Origin of the sequence: Duganella vulcania (assembly GCF_009857655.1) — a bacterium.
GTDB lineage: Bacteria > Pseudomonadota > Gammaproteobacteria > Burkholderiales > Burkholderiaceae_D > Rugamonas > Rugamonas vulcania.
Genome location: NZ_WWCX01000109.1, coordinates 1 through 18074, shown reverse-complemented (window position 1 = coordinate 18074; position 18074 = coordinate 1). Strand labels below are relative to the sequence as shown.

At 66.8% G+C, this 18074-nt stretch carries 16 protein-coding genes and 1 pseudogene; 7 read left to right on the top strand and 10 right to left on the bottom strand.

Going from position 1 to position 18074, the window contains the following annotated elements; genetic code table 11:
* The 5 genes and pseudogenes from GTP90_RS30880 to GTP90_RS30860 all read left to right on the top strand — a co-directional run.
* Positions 1-382, top strand: a pseudogene (locus GTP90_RS30880) (MFS transporter); the annotation flags it as partial.
* Positions 379-912: a DUF3833 domain-containing protein gene (locus tag GTP90_RS30875; RefSeq protein ID WP_161087109.1), complete on the top strand. Its 534-nt coding sequence runs from the start codon at positions 379-381 to the stop codon at positions 910-912. The pseudogene GTP90_RS30880 and the gene GTP90_RS30875, both read left to right, overlap by 4 nt.
* Positions 900-1679: an SDR family NAD(P)-dependent oxidoreductase gene (locus tag GTP90_RS30870; protein ID WP_161087108.1), complete on the top strand. Its 780-nt coding sequence runs from the start codon at positions 900-902 to the stop codon at positions 1677-1679. Before GTP90_RS30875 ends, GTP90_RS30870 begins: the two co-directional genes overlap by 13 nt.
* The gene (locus tag GTP90_RS30865) at positions 1676-2101 is read left to right on the top strand and encodes a nuclear transport factor 2 family protein (RefSeq protein WP_161087107.1); all 426 of its coding nucleotides are present in this window, start codon (positions 1676-1678) and stop codon (positions 2099-2101) included. Before GTP90_RS30870 ends, GTP90_RS30865 begins: the two co-directional genes overlap by 4 nt.
* The gene (locus GTP90_RS30860) at positions 2098-3630 is read left to right on the top strand and encodes a cryptochrome/photolyase family protein (RefSeq protein WP_161087106.1); all 1533 of its coding nucleotides are present in this window, start codon (positions 2098-2100) and stop codon (positions 3628-3630) included. Before GTP90_RS30865 ends, GTP90_RS30860 begins: the two co-directional genes overlap by 4 nt.
* Positions 3631-3634: 4 nt before the next feature.
* On the opposite strand, the gene GTP90_RS30855 is transcribed toward GTP90_RS30860, so the two are convergent.
* From GTP90_RS30855 to GTP90_RS30825, 7 genes are all read right to left on the bottom strand, one after another.
* The gene (locus tag GTP90_RS30855; RefSeq protein ID WP_161087105.1) at positions 3635-4819 is read right to left on the bottom strand and encodes an MFS transporter; all 1185 of its coding nucleotides are present in this window, start codon (positions 4817-4819) and stop codon (positions 3635-3637) included.
* Between the two features lie 75 nt (positions 4820-4894).
* On the bottom strand, positions 4895-5464 hold the full coding sequence (gene vioE / locus GTP90_RS30850; protein WP_161087104.1) for a violacein biosynthesis enzyme VioE: 570 nt from the start codon (positions 5462-5464) through the stop codon (positions 4895-4897).
* An 8-nt stretch (positions 5465-5472) separates the two neighbouring features.
* Positions 5473-6591, bottom strand: a complete 1119-nt coding sequence (vioD, locus tag GTP90_RS30845) for a flavin-dependent violacein biosynthesis monooxygenase VioD (RefSeq protein WP_161087103.1) — start codon at positions 6589-6591, stop codon at positions 5473-5475.
* Complete coding sequence (gene vioC / locus GTP90_RS30840) at positions 6591-7883, bottom strand: NADP-dependent violacein biosynthesis oxygenase VioC (protein WP_161087102.1); 1293 nt, start codon at positions 7881-7883, stop codon at positions 6591-6593. Before vioC ends, vioD begins: the two co-directional genes overlap by 1 nt.
* The gene (vioB, locus tag GTP90_RS30835) at positions 7884-10901 is read right to left on the bottom strand and encodes an iminophenyl-pyruvate dimer synthase VioB (RefSeq protein ID WP_161087101.1); all 3018 of its coding nucleotides are present in this window, start codon (positions 10899-10901) and stop codon (positions 7884-7886) included.
* Positions 10898-12202 (bottom strand): flavin-dependent violacein biosynthesis tryptophan-2 monooxygenase VioA, encoded by a 1305-nt coding sequence (gene vioA, locus GTP90_RS30830; protein ID WP_161087100.1) that lies wholly within the window; start codon positions 12200-12202, stop codon positions 10898-10900. Before vioA ends, vioB begins: the two co-directional genes overlap by 4 nt.
* A gap of 515 nt (positions 12203-12717) precedes the next feature.
* Positions 12718-13215, bottom strand: a complete 498-nt coding sequence (locus GTP90_RS30825; protein WP_161087099.1) for a hypothetical protein — start codon at positions 13213-13215, stop codon at positions 12718-12720.
* 68 nt (positions 13216-13283) lie between these two features.
* Between GTP90_RS30825 and GTP90_RS30820 the strand changes: the two genes are divergently transcribed.
* Both GTP90_RS30820 and GTP90_RS30815 read left to right on the top strand, forming a co-directional pair.
* Positions 13284-13673 (top strand): nuclear transport factor 2 family protein, encoded by a 390-nt coding sequence (locus GTP90_RS30820; protein ID WP_161087098.1) that lies wholly within the window; start codon positions 13284-13286, stop codon positions 13671-13673.
* 63 nt (positions 13674-13736) lie between these two features.
* Entirely contained in the window at positions 13737-14378 is a 642-nt protein-coding gene (locus GTP90_RS30815; RefSeq protein ID WP_161087097.1) for a TMEM175 family protein, read from the top strand.
* Positions 14379-14385: 7 nt separating this feature from the next.
* Here the strand turns inward: GTP90_RS30815 and GTP90_RS30810 are convergent, their stop codons facing one another.
* The 3 genes from GTP90_RS30810 to GTP90_RS30800 all read right to left on the bottom strand — a co-directional run.
* A complete protein-coding gene (locus GTP90_RS30810; RefSeq protein ID WP_161087096.1) occupies positions 14386-15066 on the bottom strand; it encodes a Fe2+-dependent dioxygenase in 681 nt (226 codons plus the stop codon).
* A gap of 71 nt (positions 15067-15137) precedes the next feature.
* Positions 15138-17510 (bottom strand): catecholate siderophore receptor Fiu, encoded by a 2373-nt coding sequence (locus GTP90_RS30805; RefSeq protein WP_161087095.1) that lies wholly within the window; start codon positions 17508-17510, stop codon positions 15138-15140.
* A gap of 152 nt (positions 17511-17662) precedes the next feature.
* Positions 17663-18074, bottom strand: a 412-nt coding sequence (locus tag GTP90_RS30800; protein WP_161087094.1) for an Hpt domain-containing protein, incomplete at its 5' end; no start/stop codon positions are given.

Below are 18074 nucleotides of genomic sequence, written 5' to 3'. Positions count from 1 at the left end.
CGCGGTCGCCAGCTTTGCCGGCGCCGGCCTGCTGGGCGCGGGCGACGTGTTGCCGTACTTTGCCGTCTGCCTCGGCGCCGGCGTGGCGCTGGGCGCCGACCTGGCCATGCCGCCCGTGCTGCTGGCCGGGCTGATCGCCGACGACGACGCCGCCGGCGCGTACTACGGCGTGCTCACATTGCTCGGCAAGCTGGCGCTGGCCTTGTCCGGCCTGGCGCTGCCGCTGCTGGCCGCGCTCGGCTACCGCCCAGGCGTCGCCGGCGGCGCCGCGCTGGCGCTGGTGTACGCCGGCTTGCCCTGCCTGCTCAAACTGCTGGCCATGGCCGCGCTGCGGCCGCAGCCGGAACCCATGCCCGTCCTACGTTATCGGAGCCGTCTATGAAGAAATTGTTATCCGCCCTGCTGCTGGCCCTGCTCGCCGGCTGTGCCGGTCCCGATGTCCAGCAATACAAGGCGCAGCGGCCGGTGCTGGACCTGGCCAACTACTTCCAAGGCACTACCGATGCCTGGGGCATGTTCCAGCGCCGTGGCGGCAAGGTGGAAAAGCGCTTCCACGTCGTCATCACCGGCACTGGCGGCGACGGCACGCTGACGCTCGACGAACAGTTCCAGTACGACGATGGCAGCACGCAGCGCCGCGTGTGGCATTTGACCCGCGACGCCGATGGCCGCTGGCGTGGCCGCGCCGACGACGTCAAGGGTGAAGCGCTGGGCGAGCTGGCCGGCAACGCGCTGCGCTGGCAATACACGCTGCTGCTGCCGGTGGGCGGCAGCACCTACGAAATGGCCTTCGACGACTGGATGTTCCTGATCGATGATTGCACCATGATCAACCGCGCCAGCATGGCCAAGTTCGGCGTCGAGCTGGGCCAGGTCACGCTGATGTTCCGGAGGCGCGCATGCGCCCGCTGAACCGGCCCGTCACGGCATGGGCGGGCCGGCGCGTGTGGCTGGTCGGCGCCTCCAGCGGCATTGGCGCCGCGCTGGCCCAGGCGCTGCTGCAGGCGGGCGCGCGGGTGGCGCTGTCGGCACGCCGGGCTACCCTGCTGCAAGCCGTCGCGGCAGGCCATGCGCAGGCCGTGGTCGCGCCGTTCGACATCCTGGACCAGGACGCCTGGGGCGCCAGCTACCAGTACATCTGCGCGCAGCTGGGCGGGGTGGACCTGATCGTGTTCTGCGCCGCCGCCTACCGGCCGGAGCGCAGCTGGGACGTCAGCCCGGACGGCGCGGCCAACACGCTGGCCGTCAACCTGGGCAGCGTCTACACTGGGCTGGCCACGGTGCTGCCGGCGATGCTGGCGCGCGGCAGCGGCGGCATCGCCATCGTCGCCAGCGTGGCGGGGTATGTCGGCTTGCCCAACGCCAGCGTGTACGGGCCCAGCAAGGCCGCGCTGATCAACCTGGCCGAGCTGCTGTACACCGATTTGCAGCCGCGCGGGCTGGACGTGTACCTGATCAATCCCGGCTTTGTGCAGACGCCGCTGACCGAGCAGAACAAGTTCGCCATGCCGGCACTGCAGACCCCTCAGGCGGCGGCCAGCGCGATCGTGCGCGGGCTGTCGGCCGGCCAGTTCGAGATTCATTTTCCGAAGCGCTTCACGCTGCTGGTCAAGCTGCTGCGCTGGCTGCCGTACCGCTGGCGCTTCGCCCTTATCACTCACTTCCTGGTGCCACAATGAACGATGCTGAACCACTGCTGGCATGGTATGCCTCGCTGACCCCGGAGACGGTCGCGCGGGCCGGCGAATTCTACGCGGCGGACGCGCAGTTTCGCGACCCCTTCAACGACGTGCGCGGCGTGGCCGCTATCGAGGCGATCTTCCGCCACATGTTCGAGCACACCGAGCAGCCGCGCTTCTTCATCGACGAACGCATCGCGCAGGGAAGCCAGGTCTTCGTCACCTGGCAGTTCGTGTTCCGCCTGCGTGGTGTGCCGTACCACGTCGACGGCGGCAGCCATCTGCGCTTCAACGCGGACGGACTGGTCGTCATGCACCGCGACTACTGGGACGCCGCCGAAGAGCTGCTGCAAAAGCTGCCGCTGGTCGGCGCGCCGATCCGCTGGCTGCGCGGCCGCTTCCGCGTGCCCGTGCCGGCATGAGCACCACGCTCAAGCTGATCCTCGGCGACCAGCTCAACTGCCGCCACAGCTGGTTCGCGCAGCCCAGCGCGGACGTGGTGTTCGTGCTGATGGAAGTGCGCCAGGAAACCGACTACGTGCTGCACCATGCGCAAAAGATCATCGCCATCTTCGCCGCGATGCGCGACCTGGCGCGTAGGCTGCGCGAGGCCGGCCACCGCGTCCACTACCTGGCCATCGACGACGCCGACAACCGCCAGTCGCTGCCGGCCAACCTGGACTACCTGCTGGCGCGTTACGCTGCGGACGCCTTCGCCTGGCAGGCGCCGGACGAATGGCGGCTGGACCGGCAACTGGCCGACTACGCCGCCGGACTGGGCATCGAAACCTGGATGGACGACAGCGAGCATTTCTACGCCGCGCGCCACGAGGCGGCCGGCTTTTTCGACGGCCGCGCCGCATGGGTCATGGAACCGTTCTACCGCCACATGCGCAAGCGCCACGGCGTGCTGATGGGCGAGGGCGGCGCGCCGGCGGGCGGCCAGTGGAATTTCGACCACGACAACCGCGAGGCCTGGCCGGGCCTGCCATGGGAGCCGGCCGATGCGCGCCCGCGCCACGACCACAGCGCGCTGTGGCGCACCATCACGGCGGCGGGCGTGCGCAGCTTCGGCGAACCGCAGGCCGGCGATTTCCGCTGGCCGCTCAATCGTGAGGAAGCCTTGCAGCAGCTGGAGCGCTTCGTGCAAGACGCGCTGCCGCATTTCGGCCGCTACCAGGATGCGATGAGCCTGCGTGCATGGCGTTTGTTCCACTCGCTGCTGTCGTTCGCGATGAACAGCAAGATGCTCGATCCGCGCACGGTGGTGGAACGGGTCGAGGCGGCCTGGCGCGACGGCGCGGTGCCGCTGGCGTCGGCCGAGGGCTATATCCGGCAAATCCTCGGCTGGCGCGAATACGTGCGCGGCGTCTACTGGCAACGGATGCCGGGCTACGACCTTCTCAACGCCTTCGGCCACACGGCGCCGCTGCCGCACTGGTTCTGGAGCGGCGACACGCGCATGCGTTGCCTGGCGACGGCGATCGGCCAGTCGCTGGAGCACGCGCACAGCCACCACATCAACCGCCTCATGGTGATCGGCAATTTCGCCCTGCTGGCGGGGCTGTCGCCGCAGGAACTGCATCAATGGTACCTGGGCATCTACATCGACGCCTTCGAATGGGTGGAACTGCCAAACACGCTGGGCATGAGCCAGTATGCCGACGGCGGCCTGCTGGCCACCAAGCCCTATGTGTCGAGCGCGGCCTACATCGACCGCATGAGCGACTACTGCAAGGGCTGCCACTACCAAAAAAAGCAGCGCACCGGCGAGCGCGCCTGTCCTTACAATGCGCTGTACTGGGATTTTTTTCTCCGCAATGCACAGCGGCTGGACAAGAACCACCGGCTCGGCATGGTCTACCGCCAGCTGGGCCGCATGAGCGACGCCGACAAGCAAGCCTTGCAAGAGCAGGCCGCCGCCACCCGCGCCAGCCTTGCCGAACTGTAGCGCGTTATCCCGGCTGGCGGCGAGCCAAGGCCACCCGGTCCAGGCTGCGCGACTTTTGCCTGACATATGGCAGCAAGCTGCCCAGCGCCAGCACGGCCAGCGCGACACCCAGCCACAGCGGGGCGCGCAGGCCGTAGCCGGCGGCGATGCCCGCGCCGCCTATCCACGATCCGGCGCCCAGGCCGATGTTGATGACCGACGTGTGCACGGTGTTGACCAGCGGTCCCGGATGCGCGGTCTTCATCACGCGGGCGATGATGGCTGGATTCATCGACACGCCGACCAACCCGGTCACGACCAGCAGGATGACGCTGACCGTCTTGTCGTCCGCGAACACCGCGAACAGCGCCAGGCTAACGCCCAGCACGATCATGCCCCACACCATGATGAGGATGGTGTGCTGGTCCGCATACCGTCCCACCACGCCGTTGCCGACCACGTTGGCCACGCCATACGCGCCCAGCAGCCACGGGATCGCCGACGGCGCAAAGCCGGTGATCTGGATCAGGATCGGCGTGAAGTAGCTGAACGCGGCGAAGATGGCGCTGATGATGAGCGCGCTGGTGGCGTAGGCCGCCCACAAATGCGGATTCCTGAACTCCACCATCTCCCTGCCGAGGCTGATCTGTTCGGACGACCGCGAGCGCGGCACCAGCAGCGCGACCAGCACCATGCACATGCCCGTCAGCGCCACCACCAGCCAGAAGCTGGCGCGCCATCCCTGGTGCTGGTCGATGAGCGTGGTGACCGGCACGCCAACCACGGCCGCGAGCATCAGGCCGCCAATGACGACGGCGGCGGCGCGCCCGCGCATGGTGGGGCTGACCACCTCGGCACTGATCGCCAGCGACATGCCGAAGCACGCCGAGCCCGCCACGCCGGTGGCCACGCGGGCGATGGCCATGATGTCGTAGCTGTCGGCCGAGGCGGCGACCGACTGCGCCAGCGCGTACAGGCCGAGCAGCCCCATCAACCCCTGCTTGTTGGGCACGCGCAGCTTGAGCAGGCCCACCGTGGCCAGCGGGCCGCCGACCACCATCCCGATGGCGTACAGCGAGATCAGATAGCCGATCTGCGTCACCGGCACGTTCAGCGCCTGGGCCAGCGATGGCATGATGCCCGCCACCATGAATTCGGACGTGGTCAACGAAAAGATCGTCAACCCGAGTATGTAGACAACCAACGGCATAAAGGGTTCCTTCGAGATTGGGGGAATGGGCGCGGGCCGCCGATGCGGCCCGCGCCCGGGTTGGATGCGCCGCCGTCAGCGCGAGAAAATGCTGTCCGCGATGTCCCCGGTGCAGAAGTTCGGGAAGTCGCGTACCGACTGGTGTTGCGGATCGTTGCCGGTGACCATGCGCAGCAGGCGGTTGCCGCCGGCCTGCAGGTAGAACACCGACGACGCGCCCGGCCGCTCCACCACCCAGGCGTCGGCGGCCTGGCCCAGCACGGTGTGGCGGCCGTTGTGCAGCGCGCCACCGTCGCGCAGGATCGCCTGCGGCAGGAACAGCTCGGGGAAGGACGACAACTCATCGTCCAGCACGGTTTCCAGCAGCTGCTCGCCGGCCGCCGTGCCTTCCCTCGCATAAGCCACTTTGCGCTTGCGGCTTTGCCTGTGCCCGGCGTCGCCGAGCTCCGACATCCACAGCCGGTGGCCCTTCTCCTTTTCCGGCCAGGGGTTGAACAGCCCGTCGATGCGGCAGATGTTGCGGGCGTAGTCGAACCAGCAATAGCCGGAGGTGAGCTGGTCCTCCGGCTGCATCGGCGACCAGTAGGAGACGTAGGCGCTGCTCCATTGCGTCGGCAGCAGCGGCGGCTTGGCGTGGACTGGCATGGCGGCTCCTATCGGCCCAGCGCGTAGCCGAGGGCGGCCATCAGCGCGTCCTGCAACGGCGGCAGGTCCTTGCGGCGGGCGTCGAAGCTGATGGTCAGGTCGGCGTTGCTCAGGCCGATGCGGTCGCTGACGGTCTCGAACCAGCGGCGGCTGCTGTTGGCGTGTTCCTTGAACAGCTGCACCAGCGGCACCGCGCGGTCGTTGAAGTTGCGCAGCGCGGCGGCGGTGTCCGGGCCGGTGGCCAGCGTCTTCACCAGCAGGTGCGCGACCACCACCGCCATCGTGGTGCCGTGGCCGATCGAGAAGTGGCCCGATTGCAGCGCGTCGCCGATCAGCACGAACTTGCCGTCGTAGGCCAGGTCGTGGCTGAGCGTCATGAAGTTGCGCCAGCCCTGGCCCGGCTGGCTCACCAGTCCGTGATCGCCCAGCTCGGCGCTGAAGGTGCTGGCGATGTAGGCGGCCGCCTCGCGTTCGGTCATATTGTCCAGTCCGGCGCGCTCATAGCTTTGCTCGCTGCACTCGACGATGAAGGTGCTCATCTTGTCCGAGTACTTGTAGGCGTGGCCGATGAAGATCCCCTTGTCGTTGTTGCGGAAGACCAGGTTCATCTGGTCGAACAGCTGGGTGGTGCCGTACCAGATGTATTTGTTGCGTCCGAAGTCGACCTGCGCAGCCAGCGCCGGCGGCAGTTCCAGCGATTTGTGGTTGATGCCGTTGGATACGACCACCAGGTCGTACCCGGCTTCCAGCTCTTCCCGGCTCTGCATCGGCGTTTCGTAGCTGATGTCGATGCCGGCCGCCACGCACTTGGCGCGCAGCGCTTGCACCAGGCCGCGGCGCTCGACGCCGCACAAGGTCACGCCGGTGCTCATCAGGTTGGGCTGGTCGCGGTGCACCAGCTTGAACTCTTCGATGAATTGCGGGTTCAGCAGTTCCGGCTGCTCCAGGTAGGACAGCGGATTGGCCGGATGGCGCGGCGGCCTTCCCGGCAGCACCACGCCCCAGCCCAGCACTTCTTCCTGGGTGTTCTTTTCCGCAATGCTGATGTGCCAGCTGGGCTGGGCTTGTTTCATCTGGCTGGCAAAGATCAATCCTGCCGGGCCGGCGCCGATAACGAGAATCTTCATTAATTTACCCTTCCAAGTTTGTACCACACGTTTTGCTTCTTCTGGATTTGCTGCAGCTCATCGTAGGGAACCGATGTGAAGTACAGTTTCTCCGCCATGTCCGGCGGATAAACGTTGGGGAATTTCTTGTGCATGTAGCGCGTGTAGCGCGTCTGCAGGAAGAAAATGAAATTGGGGTTGCTCAGCGCCTCGTAGTTGGCGATCGCCATGTCCTGCATGGCGTCCGCCTGCACCTTGCGCTGGCGGGTGAACTCGGACAGCACCACGTCCAGCGCCTCGCCGTGTTTTTCCAGCAGCGTGATGAAGACGTACACATCCTCGAGCGCCATGTTCATGCCCTGGCCGAGGAAGGGCGCGGTGGCGTGCGCCGAGTCGCCCAGCAGCAGCACGTTGCCCTTGTAGTGGAAGGTGCTGGAGCGCACGTTGATCAGGTCGTTGCTGGGCAGCGCGATGAACTGGTCCACCAGCGCTTGCCGGCTGGCCTCCGGCAGCATGCTGAAGTAGCGGCTGAAGAATTCCGCCATCGTCTCGCGGTGCAGCGTGGCCAGGCTGGGCATGCCGCTGTAGGGCAGGCAGATGGCGAAGCTGATGCTGCCGTCCGGGATGGTGGCGGCGCGGCCGGCGAACAGGCCCTTGGAATCCATGCCGAAGAAGTACAGCAAGTCCTTGCGGAAGCCCAGTTCCTTGGCGTTCGGCAGCACCAGCGTCTTGTAGCCGTGGCGGAAGAAGCTCTGCTTGAATTCGAAGCGCCGCATGCCGCTCTGCATCGCGCGGCGCACGGCCGAGTGGGCGCCGTCGGCGCCGATGATCAGGTCGCCGTGCAGGTGCTGCATGACGCCGCCCTTGCCCTGGATGAGCACGGTCTTGTGTTCGAGGTCGACATCCAGGCAGCGGTGTTCGAAGTAGTACTTCACGTTGTGCTTGACGGCGTAGCGGTTGAGCAGGCGCTGGAAGGCGTTGCGGTCCAGCGAGAGCGGGAACATGTCTTCCAGCGGGCTCAGCTCGCGCACCTTCAACTGGCCGCGCACGCAGAACGCCATGCCGACGATGGGCTCGCCGCATTGCTCCAGTTCCCGCCGGCTGATGCCGGCCGCCAGCACGGCCTTGATGCCGCGCACGGTCATGCTGACGCCGATGGCGCGCGAGCTGACCGGGTCGGCCGTGGCGGAGTTGTCCTGCAGCGGATCGCTGCGTTTTTCGATGACGTGGATGTCGTATCCGCGCTGGGCCAGGTAGATGGCGGTCAGGCTGCCGGCTAGCCCGCCGCCGACAATGATGATGGTCTTTTTCATTTACGCTTCCCTTGACATCCTTCCCCGAGATAAATCGGTCAATTGCTGATTAAAGAACTCCAACATTTCGATCTGCGCCAGGCCGGCCACGCCGGCCTGCAGGCTGCGCGCGTACTGCGCCAGCGACAGGCATTTGTGCGCCAGCTGCAGGCAGCCCAGGCTGAAGTCGCTGTCGACCTGCTGGCCCGGCGGCGCCGGCACCGGCGGCCCGGCGTTACGGCCCGGTACGCCGGACGGCATGTTCATCAGCGCAGCCGACAGCGGGCGCAGCAGGCCGGTCATGATGTCGATGGATGCGTTCATCAGCCGCGAGCGGCGCAGGCTGCCCAGCGGCTGCTGCGCGAAGTGGTGCGCCATCAGCTGGAACGTCAGCTCGTAGCAGCCCTGGTACAGCTGCATCAGCGAGCGGGCCTTGTGGTCGGTCACCACGGTGCAGTCGGCGCGCGCTTCCAGCACCGGGTTCTTCAGCGCGGGCACGGCCGGCTCGAACGGCTTTTCGCGGGACGTGTACTTGCCGGCCATCGCGCGCAGCCGCTGGAAATGCGAGGAGGCGAAATGCGGCGAGTCGACCGCCACGCCCTCCCCCTGCTCGGTGACGAAGTCGATCGCGAACAGCGCGCTGTCGCGGTCGTACACTTCCAGCTGGTAGCCGGGATAGGCGCGGTTGGTCAGCTCCTTGAGGAACAGGTGGTGCTCGCCGCCGCGCTTGCCGCCGTTGGGGTCGAACAGCTCGGGCAGGTCGGCCAGCGCCTGGCGGATGGCGATGTAGAAGCTGGCGATGGACTTGCCCGGCGTGGGCAGGTAGTCCGGCCATTCGAAGCGCACGAACCTGGCCAGCACGTGTTCGGAGAACGGTTCGAAGGCGAACTCCGTGTCCAGGCCGAAGCGCTGCCGCGCCTGCTCGCCCAGCAGGGGCGTGCCGGCGTGGAAGGGCTCGCCGAGCGCCATCAGCACGTTGTTCACCACCAGGTAGTGGATCATTTCCTCGTGGGCGATTTCCAGCAGCGCGCCGCGCGTGCCGCTGTTGCGGCGGCGGTCTTCGGTGCCGCAGGCCAGCTCCAGCTCGTCCTGCTGCCAGCGGCCAGCCTGCACCAGCTGCGCGCCCTGCTCGTAGTTGGGGATGGTGTAGGCGGCGTACAGGTATTGCAGCATCAGCGACAGTTCCAGGTCGATCGCTGTTTTCAGTTCGGCGATCAGCTCCTGCTTGCTGCCGATGGCGCGCGGCTTTTCGGGCTGCGGCTGCGTGGTCCTGGCGGCGGCCTCGACCTGCGTCAGGTATTTCAGGAACAGGCGCGACTTCGGCAGCGACAGCTCGCGCGTGCTCGGCATGTAGTAGCTCTTGTCGCGGTTTTGCGGGTCGCACATCTGCCACATCAGGCGCGAGTAGGTTTCGGTCTTGCACTGGTCCGCCAGGCTGAACACCTTGTCCGACATGAAGGGATACACCAGCTCGTAGTAGCTCATCACGTGCCGGTACAGGAAGTCGTAGTCGACCTGTTCGGCGGGGACGTCGTCCAGGTGCCAGTCGTCGGGCAGCACGCGCGCGACTATGGTTTGCGCTTCCCGGCCTGCACCCAGCACGATGCGCGTGGCGCCGGAGCGGCGGCCGGTGACGGTCAAGTCGGCGTAGCCTTCGCCGCGTGCGGACGGTTGCAGTTGCAGCGCCAGCATGCCGGCGTCCTGCGCCTGCGCGGTCAGCGCCGGGTGCGCGGCCAGCTCGCCGCGAAAGCGGCTTTGCAGCGTGATCGTCTGTGGATAATCCTGTTGTTGTCCACAGTTGGGCGCTTCCAGGTACAGCTGGTTGCTGTCGGACTGCACCACCCAGTCGGCCTCGTCCCATTGCGCGTGCGCGCTGCCCAGGCGCAGCGAACCGGACGGCGTGGCGCCGTGACGCAGCGGCACGTCGAACACGCCGTTGTGGCGCCAGTGGTCAAGGTACAGCTGCTCGGGTATGCGGGCGACCAGCGTGCCCGCCGCGTCGTGCAGCGTGAGCTCGCCCAGCGCCTGCTTGCCGCCGAGCGCGTGCGTGGGATGCTGCTCGGACACCGCGCTGGCGGCGCGGGTGGTGAAGGGGATGGCGGTCGGCATGTTGAGCGAGACGCGGTCCGCGTGCAGCTTCACCAGCACCGGCCCCAGGCTGCCCTGTTGCGGCAGCAGCAAGCGGCCGCTGGGATAGGTGGCGAGCTCGTCGCGGCGCCACAGGCCGATGCTGCCGGCCAGGTCGTAGAACACCGGCGAATCCGGCTTCAACGGCGTCGACATGTTGAACAGCGCGTACTGGATCGTCAGGCCCAGCACGTCGTCGTCATCCAGCGCGTGCTGCAGCGCGCACATGCTCGATGGCAGCGGCGCGTCGGGATTGAACAGGAAGTTGCGGTCCTGCTTGGCCACCGAGAACTGGAACAGCCGCGAGCGGCCGAACTCGTCATCGAGGAAGTGTCCGCTGCGTTCGGTGACGTGGCCGCCACCCAGCCAGCGTACCGAGTGCGCCTGCGGGATGTCGGCGCTGAACAGCATCGGCGTGTGTGGCGTGGCCTGCTTGCCGCTCAGCGTGAACTGGCCGGCGTAGATCAGCGTGGTGTCCGGCTGGCCCGGGTTGTTGTCGACCCACCGCGCGCGGTTGAACGTGGTGCGCAGGTAGTCGTTGTAGTGGCCCCACAAGGCCAGCCTGGCGCCGACCAGCGCGTCCTCCGTGTCGATGTCGCCTTCGCGCAGCTGCACGCCGGTGATGCGCACGTTCTCCCACGAGAAGTGATTGTTGCCGCAGAAGTTGTAGCCGGCCGCCTGGCTGAACACACCTTCCGGGTCCGGCTTGCCGGCGGCGTTGAAGCGCGGCTCAAGCTGCCGGAGGTGCTGGTGGAACTCGGACGGCGGCCGGCTCAGGTCGAACGGCTCGCCCGCCATCGAGATCGCGTTGGTGGCGATATCGATGTGGCCGTGCGTGTTGCGGTTCGCGGTCGGCACGTTGGCGCGCGCGAAGCCGCCGAAGTGCAGGCGGGGCAGGTCGAGGATGCTCATGCGCCCTCAGCCGACGTGGTGGCCAGCTCATCGGCCTCGCCCGCAGCTTCGGCCTGCTGGCGCAGGCGCTCCAGCAGCAGGCGGGTGGCGTAACGGGCACTGATCAGGCTGCCCTCCATCCAGCCGCAGTGCTGGGTGTAGGCGTCCGAGCAGGAGATGATGCCGTCCTGGTGTAGCAGCACGGCCGGATGCGCGCTGTGCGGATCCGTGTAGAACTCGACGCCGTGCGGCCAGTGCTTGTGGAAATGCCCCTTGATCGGCGGCATGGGCTGGCCGTCCAGCGGCAGCGCGTCCTCCAGGTGGCGGCGCACCTGTTCCAGGTAGGCGTCCTCGCCCTGCTCCAGGCATTCCCGCCAATAGGTGGCGCTGTCGCTGTCGTTGTAGAACAGCAGGTACTGGTCGCCCTTGAAGTAGATCTTGCGCAGCGGATTGTTGGTCATCACCACCTTGTCGGTCAGGCCGAGCGCTTGCCACCAGGCGTGGTCGAAGGTCAGGAAGCCTTTGAACAAGGGCAGCGAATCGTATTCGAACGAGCTCCACGCTGCCGGGAAATCCAGGTTCAGCTGCGGCATCGCCGATGGCGGCACGGCCATGATCAGGTGGCGGGTGCGGTGCACCTTGGTGTCGCCCTGGTGGCTGAAGACCAGCACGTGGTCGGCGCCGGCGCGTTCGACCGACAGCAGGCGGTGCTCCATCTGGAACTCGACGCCGGCGGCCTGCGCCTGGCGTTGCAGCTGCGCCAGCAGTTCGGCGTAGCCGTCGGTGGCGTAGCGCCATTCGTTGCCGGCGTTCTCGGTGAAGCTTTGCGTCTCCGGGTGCTTCTTGATGATGTCGTAGGCCATGGCGCCCGAGACGATGGGCAGCAGCAAGGCGTCGTAGCCGGTGGCCTTGATCATGCGGATGGCTTCGGCCTCGCCCAGGTAATGGCTGACGAATTCCAGGAAGGATTCGGTCGGGTGTTCCTTCAGCATCGCGCTCAGGCTGTGCAGCGTGGCTTTGAGCTTTTCCTGCTCGCGGCCGCCGGCGGCCACTTCGGTGAAGGGATAGATCGCGTGCTGCAGGCCGCTATCCTGCATGAGCTCGTCGAAATGCGGATGCAGCTGCGGCGAGTAGCGGGCCGCGCCCAGTTCGGCGACCTCGTCACCCACCATGCGCGACTGGATGCGTCCGCCGACCCTGGCGTTCAGGTCGAAGATGCGGATGCGCAGATGCTTGCCGAAAGCGGCTTTAATCAACTGAGTTGCACATGCCAACCCTCCCAGGCCGGCGCCAATGATGCAAATGTCGGAATACTGTGTCATCCAGGGGTTCCTTTCAGTCGTAGGCAAGCTACTGATGCGGCTCAAAAAAGTTCAAGTTTGACGAGTGGTTTTTCTGCGTCAGATCAAAGACAGGGCGAACGATAACTTACTTGCATGATTGGCGATTTGACAAAAGTCAATGCACCAAAACGGGGCATGTGCTACTTTTGTAGCCTTAAATTTCCTGGAGGAAGTGGAATGGTGCGGCCGGCAATATCAAGCTATTGCGGGTGAGAATCGTGTAGTGCCGTGCGGCTGGGGTTGCGGGAGTGCGGGAGGCAAGTCACGCCGCCCGGCGCTCCGGGCGGAGCGCGTGGATCGGCGGCGGTGGGAGGACGGGGCGGTTACGGCGATTGCGCGTAGCCGCTTTCGGCGAGCAAGCGCTCGAAGTCCGTTGCGATCAAAATGTCGGCGATGGCTTGTTTTTTGTCAGTGGCTTGCTGATAGTAAGCCAGCTCAGTGGGGCGCAAAAAAGCCCGCTCGCGGCGGGCTGGTGCACGGAGCGGGGGCGGGCGTCAGCGTCCGCCGCAGGCCACCGACGAGCCATCGGCCGAGGCCTGGCAGAAGGATGCCTGGCCGCCGCATGCGACCTCGTGGCCGTTGGCCGACTGTTCGCAGTAGCTCGCCTTGCCGCCGCAAGCCACGTGCTGGCCATCGGCCGATTTTTCGCAGTAGGAGGCTTCGCCGCCGCAGGCCACGGCGCTGCCGTCGGTCGACTTGGCGCAGAACGAGGCCTCGCCGCCGCACGCGACTTGCTTGCCGTCGGACGAGGTGTCGCAGAAGCTGGCCTTGTGGCCGCATGCCACCGCGTTGCCGGCCGATGATTTCTGGCAGAAGCTGGCGGCGGGGCCGCAGGCTACCGCCCTGCCGTCGGGGGAAGTCTGGCAAAACGATGGGCCGCCATCGGCGCGGGCCGAGGCTTGGCCGGACTGCGGCACGATGGCCACGCAGCCGGCGCACAGCAGGGTGGCAAGGAAGGTCAAGGTGGAACGTGCTGCCTGCGAAATGCGCATGGATATCCCCGGAATGGTTATTGATCTTTTGCTATTATACCCATGCCCATATCCTGAAAGGAATGACCATGCAAGCCACGCAGTCCGACACCCTCGCCGCCGAGGCGGCCCTGAGCGACTGGCACCGCGCGCTGGAGCAGCATGACTGGAGCGCGCTCGAGGCCGGCCTGACGGCGGAGTTTGTCATGATCGAGCAGGACCGCATCCTGGACCGGGCCGCCTTGTTGGCGCTGCTGACTGGCAGCGCCGCGCTGGGCCGGCAACGGGCCAGCCTGCACGACTTTCGCACCCGGGTGCTGGGCGATGTGGCCTGGACCACGGCGCGCAACGATGCGGTGTGGATCGCCAGCAACGGTGAGCAAACTTCCTACGGCTTCCTGGAAACGGCCGTCCTCAAGCGGGAGGGCGGCGCCTGGCGCATCGACCGCTACCATGCGACCCGCCTGGCCGCGCACTGAATGTTGCAATTTCCGCAGCACGCGGCAAGAATGGCGGCTGTCTCATTCACAACAGGATCCCCGATGACCGACCTGAGCCCGGATGGCCAGCCGCAGCTGGGCAAGCACCGTATCGAAGCCCTGGTGGACGGCATTTTCGCCGTCGCCATGACCTTGCTGGTGATCGAGCTGCGCCTGCCCGAGCACGCGCACCTGGCCACCGAGGCCGCGCTGCGCGAGGCGCTGGTGGAGCTGCTGCCCAAGCTGATGTCGTGGCTGGTCAGCTTTTTCGTGCTGGCCATCTTCTGGATCGCCAACCATCGCCTGTACAGCTACGTGCGGCACGCCGATCCGGGCCTGCTGTGGCTGACCATCCTCAGCCTGTCCGGCGCCTCGCTGCTGCCGTTCGCCTCGGCGGTCAACGGCCAGTTCGCCTCGACCACGGGGCAGGCGGTGTATACCGGTGTGATGATCTGGCTGAGTGTGTCCACCCTACTGGTGGCGCGCCATATCCACCGCCATCCCGGCCTGTGCGCGCATCCGATGAGCCTGGGCGCCTACCGCGCGACAATGGTGCGCAGCTTCGGCGTGATGTCGATCGCGGCGCTGGCGCTGCTGATTGGCTATGTCGCGCCAGGCAAGGCCAACATCGTGTTTGCGCTGATGTTCACGCTGCGTCCGCTGGGCGCGCGCGTCGAGCGCCGCTACGCACAGGCCGCCGCCTGAGCCAGGCCTAGACCTCGCTCCACTGCCGCAGCAGGTTGTGGTAGTGGCCGGTCAGGCCGACCAGTTCCTCGCAGTCGCCCAGGCGCGCGCGCAGGCTCTGGATGTTCTGGTCCAGCTCGAGCAGCATGCAGCGGCGCATGTCGTCGCGCACCATGCTCTGGGTCCAGAAGAAGGAACAGACCCGCGCCCCGCGCGTGACCGGCTGCACGCGGTGGATGCTGGTCGACGGATAGACGATCAGGTCGCCGGCCGGCAGCTTGACCTCGTGCTCGCCGTAGGCGTCGGTGACGATCAGCTCGCCGCCGTCGTAGTCGTCGGGATCGCTCAGGAACAGCGTCGACGACACATCGGTGCGCAGCCATTGCCCGCTGGCTGCCACGCGGCGCAGCGCGCCGTCCACGTGGGAACCGTAGTGCTCGCCGCCGGCGTAGCTGTTGAACAGCGGCGGACAGGTGCGCAGCGGCAGCGCGGCGGCGAAGAACAGCGGACTGGCCGCCAGCGCCGCCAGCACTTCCGCGCCCAGCTCCTGCGCCAGCGGCGAGCCTTCGGCCAGCTGCCGGTTCTGCTTGACCTGCGCGCCCTGGGCGCCGACCGTGGTGCGGCCGTCCACCCAGTCGCTCTGGTCCAGACGGCGCCGCATGGCGGCCACTTGTTCGCGGCTCAGTACGCCGGGGATGTGCAGCATCATCGAAATTCTCCTTTAAATGAAAAAGCCCCGCCGGTGAGGGCGGGGCCAGCGCGTCACAGCATGGCTGGCGCTTAGAACTTGAAGTTGGCGGTCAGGCTGGCCGAGCGCGGCGCGCCCGGCGTGTAGCGGTAGCCCGACTTGTTGATCGCCTGTACGTACTGCTTGTCGGCCAGGTTGTAGACGTTCAGGCGCAGGTCGACGTGCTTGTTGATCGGGTACGAGGCCATGGCGTCGTACACCCAGTACGAATCGGCGTAGGCCGGGGTGCCGACCGCGCCGTCGGTGCCGCGCGCCAGCTTGTCGCTGAAGCGGGCGCCGCCGCCGAGCTGCAGGCCCATCGGCAGCGTGTACGAGGTCCACAGCGTGAACGCCTGCTTGGGCGTGTAGCTCAGCAGGTTGTCGCCGGCGGCGGTCACCACCTTGCCCGACACCACCTGGGTCGACATGCGGGTGTAGCCGGCGCTGACCAGCCAGTTGCGCAGGATCTCGCCGGTCACGCCCAGCTCGATGCCCTGCACGCGCTTCTTGCCGGTCTGGTAGAAGTTGGCGGCGTTGTTCGGGTCGGCTTCGATCTCGTTGCGCACGTCGGTGCGGTAGGCCGTGGCCGACAGCGACAGCTTCTGCTTGAGCAGGTCCCACTTGGTGCCCAGCTCGTAGTTGGTGGTGATTTGCGGATCGTAGTTCGGATTGGCCGAGCTGTTGGCGGCTGAGCTCAGCGTGAAGTTGGTGCCGCCCGGCGGCGCCTTCGAGGTCGCCACCAGCGCGTAGACGCTGCTGTCGGCGGTCGGCTTGTACAGCGCCGACAGTTTGCCGTTGAGCAGGTTGTCCGAGGCCGTCAGCGAGTTCGCCAGCAGCGTGCCGACCGGGATGGTCTGCGGCGTGGCGGTGCCCTGCACGGTCACGCCGTTGTAGGTGGTGTTGTAGTGGTCCAGGCGCACGCCGGCGTTGAAGATCCACTTGTCGCCCAGCTTGGCGGTGTCGAACACGTACACGCTCTCGGTGGTGGTGGTGCCGTCGCCGCGCGCGCCGTTGCGCACCAGGCTGACCTGGGCCGGCGTCACCGGCTGGCTGGAATCCGGATGGTAGATGCTGACCAGCGGCAGGCCGGTCGCGCCCGGCGCGTTGACGTTGGTGTAGTTGGTCTGCTTCTCGTTGACCAGTTCCAGGCCGGCCACCACGGTGTGCTTGAGCGCGCCGCCGTCGAAGTCGGCGGTGACGGTGGTCTGGTTGGTGACGATCTCGTTGAGCTGGTCCTTGTAGGTCAGGTTGGTGCGCGCGATCATCCAGTTGTCCGGATTGGAACCGGCCACGACGTTGCGCAGGTTGGCGCCGGTCGACATGAACGAGGTCAGCAGGTAGTCCTGCTTGGTGCGGCCGTAGCGGGTGGTGCTTTGCAGGCGGGCGCCGCCGGCGAAGTCGTGCTCGATGCGGGCGGTCAGCATGTCGGCCTTGACGCGGTCGAAGTCCAGCACCGAGCCGTAGAAGTTCTTCGGATCGACCGCCCTGGCGCCGGCCATGAAGGCGAAGCTCGGGCCCAGCACGGCAGGCGTGGTGGGCGTGGCCGCCTTCAGCACGACCGGCGCCGGCGGGGTCCAGCCCGGCAGGCCGATGGTCAGCACGCCGCCGTCGGGAATGTTGTCCTGGTCGACGTGCAGGTAGTTCAGGTAGACGCGGGTCGGGCCGTTCAGGCCGAAGGCGACCGATGGCGCGATGGCCCAGCGCTTGTTCTTGACCACGTCGCGCGCCGGGTTGCCGCTGTCCTGGTCGAGCACGTTCAGGCGGAAGGCGGTGCCGGTGTCGGCGTTGATGATCTTGTTCAGGTCGGCGGTGACGCGCTTTTGCTGGCCGCTGCCGACGGTGACGGCGCCCAGGTAGGCGTCTTCCATCAGCGGCTTCTTGCTGACCAGGTTGATCGAGCCGGTCGGCGAGCTGCGGCCGTTGTCGGTGCCGGCCGGGCCCTTGAGCACGTCGATCTGTTCGATGTTGAAGGTGTCGCGCGAGATCGAGCCGACGTCGCGCACGCCGTCCACGTAGATGCTGCCGGAGGCGTCGAAGCCGCGCATGTAGACCGCGTCGCCGGTGTTGGTGCTGCCGTTCTCGCCCAGGAAGAAGGCGCCCACGCCGGGGGTGTTGCGCAGCGCCTCGGTCAGCGTGACGGCGCCCTGCTGCTCGATCAGTTCCTTCTTGATTACGGTCAGCGTCTGGGCGGTGTCGACCAGCTTTTCGGTGTACTTGGCGGACGAGGCCTTCTCGGCCTTGAAGTCGTTGATGGCTTCGCCACGGACCTTGACTTCCTGCAGCGTCTGATTGCTGCCGGCCACGACAACCGGGTCGGCGCCGGTGTCGGCCGCCGCGTGGGCGGCCACCGGCAGCAGCATCACGGCCAATGCCGCGCTCATCTGTTGGTTGAAGCGCGACTGCGCGTGTTTGCGACTCTTAATCATTTGCAACTTTCTCCGAGAATGTAGGCGGCGGGCTGCGCTGCGGGCGTCTGGCTGCCGGATCGTGACGGAGGATTGTAACAATGAAGTTAACTTATGTAAATGCGAATTATTATCAATATCGTTCCGGTATGTGAAAACGGCGGGCGGAGCGGTCAGGAGGATTGGCCGGCCAGCCAGTCGCGGGCCAGCGCCAGCGTGTGTTCCAGCTCGTCGCGCACGGCCTGGTAGCGCGCTTCCAGCAGCTCGTCGCGCTGCTCGTTGATGGCGGTTTCTGCTTCGACGGTGGCCTGGATCAGGCGCTTGGCGCCCAGCACGCCGACCGCGCCGCGCAGGCTGTGGAACTGGCGGGCGGCGTCGCGCAGCCGGCCTTCCCGCAGCGCCTGGCCGGCCTGGTCGGCCGGCTGCATGCCGGTGTCGACCACGTCGCGCACCATCTTGACCATCACGGCGCGGCCCTTGGCGTCCTTGCCCATCACGCGCATCAGGCTGTCCATGCTGAAGGCGGTGGGGTCGGCGGGCGATGGCGCCGCCGGGGTTGCCGGGGGCGCCGGCGTTGCGGGGGCC

Bases quoted from the DNA above. Each gene is read 5' to 3' on its own strand.
- GTP90_RS30860 (WP_161087106.1), top strand. From the start codon at position 2,098: ATGAGCACCACGCTCAAGCTGATCCTCGGCGACCAGCTCAACTGCCGC.
- vioE (WP_161087104.1), bottom strand. From the start codon at position 5,464: ATGCCAGTCCACGCCAAGCCGCCGCTGCTGCCGACGCAATGGAGCAGC.
- GTP90_RS30870 (WP_161087108.1), top strand. From the start codon at position 900: ATGCGCCCGCTGAACCGGCCCGTCACGGCATGGGCGGGCCGGCGCGTG.
- vioC (WP_161087102.1), bottom strand. From the start codon at position 7,883: ATGAAAAAGACCATCATCATTGTCGGCGGCGGGCTAGCCGGCAGCCTG.
- GTP90_RS30815 (WP_161087097.1), top strand. From the start codon at position 13,737: ATGACCGACCTGAGCCCGGATGGCCAGCCGCAGCTGGGCAAGCACCGT.
- vioB (WP_161087101.1), bottom strand. From the start codon at position 10,901: ATGAGCATCCTCGACCTGCCCCGCCTGCACTTCGGCGGCTTCGCGCGC.
- GTP90_RS30810 (WP_161087096.1), bottom strand. From the start codon at position 15,066: ATGATGCTGCACATCCCCGGCGTACTGAGCCGCGAACAAGTGGCCGCC.
- GTP90_RS30820 (WP_161087098.1), top strand. From the start codon at position 13,284: ATGCAAGCCACGCAGTCCGACACCCTCGCCGCCGAGGCGGCCCTGAGC.
- GTP90_RS30805 (WP_161087095.1), bottom strand. From the start codon at position 17,510: ATGATTAAGAGTCGCAAACACGCGCAGTCGCGCTTCAACCAACAGATG.
- GTP90_RS30855 (WP_161087105.1), bottom strand. From the start codon at position 4,819: ATGCCGTTGGTTGTCTACATACTCGGGTTGACGATCTTTTCGTTGACC.
- GTP90_RS30825 (WP_161087099.1), bottom strand. From the start codon at position 13,215: ATGCGCATTTCGCAGGCAGCACGTTCCACCTTGACCTTCCTTGCCACC.
- vioA (WP_161087100.1), bottom strand. From the start codon at position 12,202: ATGACACAGTATTCCGACATTTGCATCATTGGCGCCGGCCTGGGAGGG.
- vioD (WP_161087103.1), bottom strand. From the start codon at position 6,591: ATGAAGATTCTCGTTATCGGCGCCGGCCCGGCAGGATTGATCTTTGCC.
- GTP90_RS30875 (WP_161087109.1), top strand. From the start codon at position 379: ATGAAGAAATTGTTATCCGCCCTGCTGCTGGCCCTGCTCGCCGGCTGT.
- GTP90_RS30865 (WP_161087107.1), top strand. From the start codon at position 1,676: ATGAACGATGCTGAACCACTGCTGGCATGGTATGCCTCGCTGACCCCG.